This window comes from Streptomyces sp. NPDC090021 (assembly GCF_044748225.1).
In the GTDB taxonomy this organism is placed as follows: Bacteria; Actinomycetota; Actinomycetes; order Streptomycetales; family Streptomycetaceae; genus Streptomyces.
In genome coordinates this window covers 110,372-119,693 of sequence record NZ_JBIVFO010000004.1, presented here as the reverse complement: position 1 = coordinate 119,693, position 9,322 = coordinate 110,372, and the positions used below count along the sequence as shown (strand labels likewise).

The following is a 9,322-nucleotide window of genomic DNA, read 5'->3' as shown; positions in this document are numbered from 1 at the left end:
CCAAACCCACCTCCGACCCGACGCACCACGCACCAGACACCCGGCACCACGCAGGTTCAGGATCCGGGCCCGCCCACGCCCACCTCCGGCCCGCCGCACCACGTACCGCACAGGGCCCAGGATCCGGACCTGCCCAAACCCACCTCCGACCCGACGCACCACGCACCAGACACCCGGCACCACGCAGGTTCAGGATCCGGGCCCGCCCACGCCCACCTCCGGCCCGCCGTACCACGTACCGCACGGGGCCCAGGATCCGGACCTGCCCAGACCCACCTCCGACCCGACGCACCACGCACCACGCACTACGCACCGCGCAGCCACGCAGCCACGCAGCCACGCAGCCACGCAGCCACAGGATCCTGGCCCGCCCACGCCGATCTCCGGCCCGCCGCACCACGCATCGCGCACCAGACACCCGGCACCACGCACCGCGCACCGCGCACCGCACAGGATCCGGGCCCGCCCACGCCCACCTCCGGCCCGGCGTGCCGCGGTACCCGCCCGCAGTCCGGCCCGCACCCCGAGGGCCCCGCACCCCGCGGGCCTCGCGCCGCGCAGGCCGTGCGCCCGCACAAGCCGTGCCCACCCGCGGCAGCCCGCATCCCGAGGACCACGCAGCCCCCAGGCCGGCGGGCCCGGGTCGCCGGACCCGGCCGGCCGGGGCCGGCCGCGGCCTCCCGCGGACGGCCGCCTCGCCGAACGGGGCGCCGCACCGGGGTGCACGGGTGCACGACAGCGCGGCGGCGGCGCGGCACACTGCCGCCATGGGCCTCCCCACCGTCGCCACCCTCGCCGTCGCCGCGTCCTGTGCCTCCCTCGCCGCATGGCTCTGGCTCACCCTCGCCCAGGGCATGTTCTGGCGTACCGACGTCCGGCTCCCCCCGCGCACCGCGCCCGCCCGCTGGCCGTCCGTCGCCATCGTCGTCCCCGCCCGGGACGAGGCCGGGGTGCTGCCCCTGAGCCTGCCCTCGCTCATCGCGCAGGACTATCCCGGCGAGGCCGAGGTCATCCTCGTCGACGACGGCAGCACGGACGGCACCGGCCGCCTCGCGCTCCGGATCGCCGCCGAACAGCCCGGGCTCCCGGTGACCGTCGTGTCGCCCGGCGACCCCGCCCCCGGCTGGACCGGCAAGCTCTGGGCGCTGCGCCACGGCATCTCGCTCGCCCGCACCGCGCGCCCCACCGAGCCCGACTTCCTCCTGCTCACCGACGCCGACATCGCGCACGAACCCGACAGCCTGCGCGAACTGGTCTCGGCCGCGACCTCCGCCGACCTCGACCTCGTCTCGCAGATGGCCCGCCTGCGCGTCGCCGGCCACTGGGAACGGCTCGTCGTACCGGCCTTCGTGTACTTCTTCGCCCAGCTCTACCCCTTCCGGTGGATCAACCGGCCCGGCGCCCGCACCGCCGCGGCCGCGGGCGGCTGCGTACTGCTGCGCACCAGCGCCGCCGTCCGCGCCGGGGTCCCCGACCGGATCCGGCAGGCCGTGATCGACGACGTCTCCCTGGCGCGCGCGGTCCAGGACTCCGGCGGCCGCATCTGGCTGGGGCTCGCGGAGCGGGTGGACAGCATCCGCCCCTATCCGGCCCTCGCGGACCTGTGGCGGATGGTCTCGCGCAGCGCCTACGCGCAACTGCGCCACCGGCCCCTGCTGCTGGCCGGGACGGTCGCCGGGCTGACGCTCGTCTACCTGGTGCCCCCGGCCGCCCTCCTGGCGGGCCTCACCGCCGGACACCCCGCCGTCGCCTGGGCCGGCGGCCTCGCCTGGCTGCTCATGGCCGGCACCTACCTGCCGATGCTGCGCTACTACCGCCGGTCCCCCGCACTCGCGCCGCTGCTTCCGTTCACCGCGCTGCTGTACCTCCTGATGACCATGGACTCGGCCGTCCAGCACTACCGCGGGCGCGGCGCGGCCTGGAAGGGTCGCACCTATGCCCGGCCGAGCGACGTCTGAGCCGACGGGCCGCCGCCGGGACCCGCGTCATCCGAGGTCATCGCGTTGTGACGCTGCGTCAACAAGAAGTCGGTGCAACACACAACCGGTGGGTACGAGTTGGAGCAAGGCGGGATGGAAGTGACTAAATCGTGCACGTGAACGCCAAGTGAAAGGTGGGGCTCTGACCTGCGAATATGCAGGTCAGCGCGGTGTTGACGACACCTCGCTATGGACCCGGTGAATTCGTGGGCTTAACTTATGTCTCATGACCTCCCCCCGCTCCACTTATGGCGGCGGTTACTACTCCGCGCCCTCCTTCCCGGACACCCCCATCTACGACTCCCTCGTCGCAGAACGGGGCACTCCGCAGATCGCCCCGATCCGCGTCCCGGCCGCCTACGAGTCCCCGAGCGCGGGTTATTCGAGCGGCGGGTACCTGCCGGCCCTTCCGTCGGCCCTGCCTGCACTGCCGCCTGCCGCCCCTCAGCAGCAGGCTCCGGCATACGGGTATCCGTACCAGCAGCAGGCCGCTCCGCAGCCGATGCCGCTGCAGAACGCGCCCGCCCCCTACATTCCGCAGCAGCAGCCGGTCGCGGCCCGCGCCGGGTACGTGCCGCAGCCCCAGCCGCAGCAGCCCCGCCCGGCGGCCATGGCCACCGGATACGAGGCCATGCGTCCGGCCGCGCCGCGCCCCATGCAGGTCCCGGCTCCCGTGGCGGGCGCCTCGTACGAGGACCCCTACGGCCGCTCCTACCAGGGACGCGGCTACTGACGGGGCCCCTCGCGCGCGCCGGGACGGCGCGGCGGGCTGGCACTATGCCCCCATGTCGAAGTTGCACGTTCAGGCGCTCCACGTCCACCCCGTCAAGTCGGTAGCGGGGACCGCTCCCGATGCGGTGGCCGTGGAGCCCTGGGGTCTGTCCGGGGACCGCCGCTGGGCCCTGATCGACCCGGAAGGCACGGTTCTCACCCAACGCCGCCATGCCCGGCTGGCCTTGGCCTCGGCGCGCCCGCTGGGCGGCGACCGGATCGCGGTGACCGCTCCCGGCATGGCGGAGCTGGTCGTGGAGGTGCCCGAGCCGGGTCCGCTGGAGCCGGTGACCCTGTTCGGGAAGAAGGTCGAGACCGTGGTCGCGGCGCGGGCCGCGGCCGACTGGTTCAGCGCGTTCCTCGGAGCTCCGGTCCGGCTGGTACACCTGGACGACCCGGCCGTACGGCGTCCGGTGGATCCGGACTACGCACTGCCGGGCGAGACGGTGAGCCTGGCCGACGGCTATCCGCTGCTGCTGACCACGCTCGCCTCGCTCGACGCCCTCAACTCGCTGATCGCGCGCGGGGACCACCCCGAGGAGGGCCCGCTGCCCATGGACCGCTTCCGTCCCAACGTGGTGGTGGCGGGCGCCGAGGCCTGGGCGGAGGACGGCTGGCGGCGCGTCGCGATCGGCAACTCCCTCTTGCGCGGGGTGCGCGAATGCGGCCGGTGCGTGATCACCACCACCGACCAGCGGACGGCCGAGCGGGGCAAGGAGCCGCTGAAGACCCTGGCCCGGCACCGGCGGATCGGCACGTCACTGGCCTTCGGGCGGCTGCTGGTACCGCTCCGGCCGGGCACCCTGCACGTCGGCGACGAGGTCCGCGTCCTCGCCTGACGGGACGCTTCCGGGTGGCGGCCGGACCACAGGAATGACACCTTCGAGGGGCTCCGCCCCCGAGCTGGAACCAACCGGCGTGACCAGGCCGTTGTGGCAGTCGGAACGGGAGACAGACGCAGACGGGCGCAAGGAGGGGGAGCCGGACCGTGCGGACAGCCATGGGGGTGTGGCGTTGGCGGCGCAATCCGCTGCGCCGGCCGACCGATCTCTTCGAGGCGTGGGTGGCCTTCGCCGCGCTGGTGTGCGTCGTGCTGGTGGCTCCGGCGGTCGGCTGGGTCGCCGGCCTGCGGGTGGACGGCACGCTCCAGCAGGCGGTCCACGAGCAGCGGCAGGAGCGTCACCTCGTGCCGGCCGTGGTGGTCGGGCCCGCCCGGGCCCCGGACGCGGAGCCCTCCGAGGACTCCTCGGCGCAGCGGACGGCCCCGCGGCGTACGCAGATCGTCGCCTCGTGGACCGCGCCCGACGGCAGCAGCCACGAGGGCACGGTGCCGGCCGCGGAGGAACCGCCGCGCCCCGGCGACCGGTTCCGCATATGGACCGACGCGCGGGGCCGGCTGGTGGGACGGCCGCTCGACCCGTCCGCCGCCTCCTTCCACGCGGGGACGGCCGGCCTGGCGGCCGCGGCCGGGGTGGCCCTCCTGGCCGTGACGGTGCGCCGCCTGGTCGTACGTCGGCTCATGCATCGTCGGTACATACGGCTGGACCGGGCGTGGGCGGCCGCCGGGCCGGACTGGGGCCGGGCGGGTGCCGGTGGCTGACCTGGCGGCCCTTCCGCTCCGCGCGCGCTACGGTGGAGCGGCCGGACAGGTCGCTCCAGTGGCAGCAGTTGCCCGAGCGGTCTCGGACATCGGCGGCTCCGGCCGCATCGGCAGCATGAGCACGAGGGTGGGGGCACGACAGCACCATGGTTCAGGGCACGGTCCAGGTGACGCACGGCGGCTCTTCGCGGTGGCGGCGCCGCTCCGGTGAATATCCGACACTGACCGCCGCGCTCGCCGCCGCGGGCGACGGCGACGTGCTGTCCATCGCCCCGGGCACCTACCGGGAGAACCTGGTGCTGCATCACGCCGTCACCCTGCGCGGGCCCGAGGACGGTTCGGGTTCGGTGCGGATCGCGCCCCTCGACGGCGTCGCGCTGACGCTGCGCGCCTCCGCCGTGGTGCAGGACCTGTACCTGGAGGGTCAGGACCGGGCGGCACCGGCGCTGCTGGTGGAGGACGGCTCCCCCGAGCTCACCGACCTGCGTGTGAGCACCCACTCGGCGGCCGGCATCGAGGTGCGCGGGGCCGGGGCCCGGCCCCTGGTGCGCCGCTGCACCGTGGAGAATCCGGCCGGCGTCGGGATCGCCGTACTGGACGGTGGCGGCGGGGTGTTCGAGGAGTGCGAGGTCGTCGCCTCGGGACAGACCGGGTTCTCGGTCCGCGGCGGCGGCCGGCCCCGGCTGGAGCGCTGCCGCATCCACCACTCCACGGGTGCGGGCATCGCGGTGACCGGTGAGGGCTCGGGCCTGGAAGCCCTGGGCTGCGAGGTGTACGAGGTCCGGGGCACCGGCGTGCAGATCGCCGCGCGCGCCACCGCCCGCCTCACCGACTGCGCGGTGCACCGCACCTCGGCGGACGGGGTCACGCTCGACACCGACGCCGTGCTCACCCTGGCCGGGTGCGACATCCACGACATCCCGGAGAACGCGGTCGACCTCCGGTCGCGTTCGGTCCTCACCCTCGGCCGGACCACGGTGCGCCGGTTCGGGCGCAACGGCCTGTCCGTGTGGGATCCGGGTACCCGGGTGGAAGCCGAGTCCTGCGAGATCCACGACAGCACCGGCGACTATCCGGCGGTGTGGGTCAGCGACGGGGCGGGCGCCTCCCTGGCCTCCTGCCGGGTGCACGACGTGCCGGACGCGCTCTTCGTACTGGACCGGGGATCGAGCGTCGAGGTCACCGACAGCGACCTGTCCCAGGTCCGCAACACCGCGGTCTCGGTGAGCGACGGGGCCACGGCCCGGCTCGACGACTGCCGCATCCGCGAGGCGGCCACGGGGGCCTGGTTCCGGGACCACGGCAGCGGCGGCGTCCTCGCCGACTGCACCATCGACGCGGTGCAGACCGGTGTGATCGTCACCAAGGGCGCCGACCCGGCCCTGGAGCGGTGCACGGTCACCTCCCCCACCGAGGCCGGTTTCTACGTGTCGGCGGGCGGCCGCGGCACCTTCACGGCCTGCCGGGTGACGGACAGTTCCGGTTTCGGGTTCCACGTCCTCGACGGCTGCCGCACCACGCTGACGCGCTGCCACACCGAGCGCTGCTCCCGCGGTGGCTACGAGTTCGCCGAGGACGGACCCGTCGCCGAGGAGTGCACCGGCGACGGGTCCGGCCTGCGGTCGGCGGCCCAGTCGGCCCCGGGCGGCGGCCTCACCGGCACGCAGTCCGGGGTCCGTACGGTCGGTGCGGCGCGGGGCCCCGAGGCACAGCCGGTCCCGGCGGGCCGGGTGTCCGTACCGCGGCCCGCGGATCCCGGAGCGCAGGAGCCGTCGGCGGCGGTGGCCGGACGGACGTCCGGCGTCGTGCTGGGGCAGCTCGACGCGCTCGTCGGTCTGGACAGCGTCAAACGCGAGGTGCGTGCGCTCACCGACATGATCGAGGTGGGCCGACGGCGGCAGCAGGCGGGCTTCAAGGCCGCCTCGGTGCGCCGGCACCTGGTCTTCACCGGCTCCCCCGGCACCGGGAAGACCACGGTCGCGCGGCTGTACGGGGAGATCCTCGCCTCCCTCGGGGTGCTGGAGCGCGGGCACCTGGTGGAGGTGTCGCGCGTGGACCTGGTGGGCGAGCACATCGGCTCCACGGCGATCCGCACGCAGGAGGCCTTCGAGCGGGCGCGAGGCGGGGTGCTGTTCATCGACGAGGCGTACGCGCTGGCCCCGGAGGACTCGGGCCGGGACTTCGGGCGCGAGGCGATCGACACCCTGGTGAAGCTGATGGAGGACCACCGGGACGCGGTGGTGGTGATCGTCGCCGGGTACACGGTGGAGATGGAACGCTTCCTGACCGTCAATCCGGGTGTGGCCTCGCGGTTCTCCCGGACCATCGCCTTCGGCGACTACGGCCCGGGGGAACTGCTGCGGATCGTGGAGCAGCAGGCGGAGGAGCACGAGTACCGCCTCGGGGAGGGCACGACCGAGGCCCTGCTGGGGTACTTCACGGAGCTGCCCAAGGGACCGGCCTTCGGCAACGGCCGCACCGCGCGCCAGACCTTCGAGTCGATGGTCGAGCGGCACGCGGGGCGGGTGGCCCAGCTGTCCGAGCCGAGCACGGACGACCTCACCCTGCTGTTCCCGGCGGATCTGCCGACGCTGCCCACCCCTTGCTGACACCGGGGCGCTGAGCCGGCACCTCGGCCCGGGCGGCCCGTTCCAGCCGGGCGAGCAGGGCGGCTCGTTCGGCGGCGAAGGCGGGGTCCGCCTGGTAGTCGGCGTGGCCGAGGATCGGCGCGGGCAGCGGATGGTGGGCGCTGCGCCCGTAGGCGAGCGGGTCGGCGAGCGGGCCCCGGTCCACCTCCGGCGACCGGGGGCCGGGGAGCGCGGGACCGCCGATGGGGTCGGTGGCCCGCCAGAGGTTGCGCCAGCAGTCGATGTCGCGGTGCAGGGCGGTGAGGGGTCCGGGGCCGAAGTAGGCGGGGAACCAGCGGCCGTAGAGGCGGGCGAGCGGGGATCCGTAGGTGAGCAGCGCGACGCGGCGGCGAACGGGCGGAGGCAGTTGCCAGACGGCCGCCGCGGCGAGCACGCTGCCCTGCGAGTGGCCGGAGATCACCAGCCGGCCGCCGGTACGGCCGGTCCAGCCGGTCATCCGCCAGGTCAGGTCGGGGACCGCACGCTCGGCGTAGCAGGGCGGTGCGAAGGGATGGGCCGCACGGGGCCAGAAGGTGCCGACGTCCCACAGGATCCCTATGGTCCGCCGGGCTGCCGGGTCCCGGTAGGCGCGGCGGCCCCAGGCGGCGAAGAGGGCGATACCGAGGCCGATGAGCCAGGATCCGGCGTCCTGGGCGGCGCGGGCGGCGGCCTCCAGCAGCGGCGGGGCCGCGCGGGCGGCCTCGCCGGGGACCTGTCCGGTGCACCAGGCTCCGGCCAGGGCGCCGGCGCCGAGCACCAGGGTGATCCCGGAGACGGCCGCGACGAACCAGGGCGCCGAGTCGGTGAGCGCGGCGGCCGTACGCGCCCCGGCGATGCGGCGGCTGCGCGCCATGTCCGGAGTCTCCCCCGGGTACTCCGCCGCGACGGTCGCGGCGAGGCGGCGCCGGGTCCGGGCCCCGCGCGCCGCGAACCAGGCGGCGAGCAGTGCCAGTACGAGGAGCAGCGGAGGCAGCACGGAGGCCTGCCAGGACAGCAGGACGGGTGGCCCGGCCAGCGGTGCGCCCGCCGTCCCGGGGGTGGCTCCTCCGTCCATCCAGTCGGCGACGCGCTGGGCGACCCCGCCGGACATCACGCCGCCGAGGGCGCAGCCGAGCATGGCGACGGCGGGGCCGCCGAGGCCGCGCAGGGCTGCCCCCGGATCGGGGGCGCGGCGGTGGAGGTACCGGGCGACGGCGGCGAGGGCGAGCACGCAGAGGCCCTGGCCGAGCATGATCACCCCGAAGGCGAAGTCCCCGGGGAGGCGTCCGGCGGAGGTCCAGCCCGGGCGCGCCAAGCAGGCGTGTACCAGGACGGCGGCGAGCAGGACGAGGGCGGCGCCGGGCAGCAGGCTGACCACGGCCCGGTCGAGGCGGTGGTCGGGGCGGTCCTCGGTGCGGCCGCGCCTGCAGACGACCCAGGCCACCGTGACGGCCCCGGCGGCGAGGAGGGTCTGGGTGATCCAGCCGACCGCTTCGAGGCCCGGGGCGGTCGCCGCGGTCCGGCGGTCGTGGGCGGCGGTGGGCGCGGAGACGGCCACCGCGACGGTGAGCAGCCCGGCCGCGGTGTGCGCGGCCCGCAGCCGGGCCACGATGCGGCGCCCGTACCAGAATCCGGGGCGGCCGAGGGCGGGCGCGGTGTCGGAGGCGGTGTCCGGGTCGGCGGCGCCTGCGGGCGGCGGCTGGGATTCGTAGGCGCTCCAGGTGCGGTTCGACAGGAACCAGAGCAGCCCGGTCAGCGCGGCGGGGACCAGCGCGCCGAGGGCGAGGCGGCGCCCGGGCTGGGACCACCAGCCGCCGCCGTCGGGCGCGAGGAAGCCGAGCGGGGAGCCGGGGGCGGTGCAGGTCGCGGAGCCCGCGCACTGCCAGGCGACGAGATCGAGCGCGACCTCGCAGGCGGCCGCGATCAGCAGGACGGTCAGGCTGAGCGCGAGGATGCGTACGAGGACCCCGTAGGTGCGCACCGCGCGCGGCGCGGGGGCGGCGGCGAGTCCGGTGGGGGCGGCCGGCCGGGCCCAGTGGGCGAGGTTGGCCACCATGAAGGGCAGGAGCAGCAGCCACAGGGCGCGGGCCCCGTTGCCGGAGGTGAGCCGGGACCAGCAGTAGGCCTCGGGGACGGGCAGCCCCGCGTACCGCTCGGGGTGGGCTTCGGCGTCGGCGTCGGCGGTGCGGCGGAACACGGCCGCGGTGGAGTCCCCGGTGACGCGGACGGTGCGCGGGTCGCCGAGCAGTTCGGCCGGGGAGGCGCCGGCGACGCCGTGGACGAGGAGTTCGAGGGCGAGGGGCGGGTCGGTCTGGGGGCGGTCGGGCACGCAGGCCTCCGCTCGCGGGGGAAACGGCTCGTCTTCA

Annotated in this window: 6 protein-coding genes; 5 read left to right on the top strand and 1 reads right to left on the bottom strand. The window is 75.5% G+C overall.

What is annotated here, in order from left to right:
* Positions 1-767: 767 nt before the first annotated feature.
* The 5 genes from ACIPXC_RS04140 to ACIPXC_RS04120 all read left to right on the top strand — a co-directional run bounded on the left by ACIPXC_RS04140 (position 768) and on the right by ACIPXC_RS04120 (position 6,959).
* Complete coding sequence (locus tag ACIPXC_RS04140) at positions 768-1,958, top strand: glycosyltransferase (protein WP_401613314.1); 1,191 nt, start codon at positions 768-770, stop codon at positions 1,956-1,958.
* Positions 1,959-2,205: 247 nt separating this feature from the next.
* On the top strand, positions 2,206-2,712 hold the full coding sequence (locus tag ACIPXC_RS04135; protein WP_401613312.1) for a DUF6643 family protein: 507 nt from the start codon (positions 2,206-2,208) through the stop codon (positions 2,710-2,712).
* A 52-nt stretch (positions 2,713-2,764) separates the two neighbouring features.
* Entirely contained in the window at positions 2,765-3,589 is an 825-nt protein-coding gene (locus tag ACIPXC_RS04130) for an MOSC domain-containing protein (RefSeq protein WP_401613310.1), read from the top strand.
* A gap of 149 nt (positions 3,590-3,738) precedes the next feature.
* The gene (locus ACIPXC_RS04125) at positions 3,739-4,350 is read left to right on the top strand and encodes a hypothetical protein (protein ID WP_401613309.1); all 612 of its coding nucleotides are present in this window, start codon (positions 3,739-3,741) and stop codon (positions 4,348-4,350) included.
* 146 nt (positions 4,351-4,496) lie between these two features.
* Entirely contained in the window at positions 4,497-6,959 is a 2,463-nt protein-coding gene (locus ACIPXC_RS04120) for a right-handed parallel beta-helix repeat-containing protein (protein WP_401613307.1), read from the top strand.
* Here ACIPXC_RS04120 and ACIPXC_RS04115 read toward each other — a convergent pair.
* Positions 6,910-9,285: a hypothetical protein gene (locus ACIPXC_RS04115; protein WP_401613305.1), complete on the bottom strand. Its 2,376-nt coding sequence runs from the start codon at positions 9,283-9,285 to the stop codon at positions 6,910-6,912. The genes ACIPXC_RS04120 and ACIPXC_RS04115 overlap by 50 nt on opposite strands.
* Between the last annotated feature and the right edge of the window lie 37 nt (positions 9,286-9,322).

Coding starts and splice junctions, on each gene's coding strand:
- ACIPXC_RS04135 (WP_401613312.1), top strand. CDS start 2,206: ATGACCTCCCCCCGCTCCACTTATGGCGGCGGTTACTACTCCGCGCCC.
- ACIPXC_RS04140 (WP_401613314.1), top strand. CDS start 768: ATGGGCCTCCCCACCGTCGCCACCCTCGCCGTCGCCGCGTCCTGTGCC.
- ACIPXC_RS04120 (WP_401613307.1), top strand. CDS start 4,497: ATGGTTCAGGGCACGGTCCAGGTGACGCACGGCGGCTCTTCGCGGTGG.
- ACIPXC_RS04130 (WP_401613310.1), top strand. CDS start 2,765: ATGTCGAAGTTGCACGTTCAGGCGCTCCACGTCCACCCCGTCAAGTCG.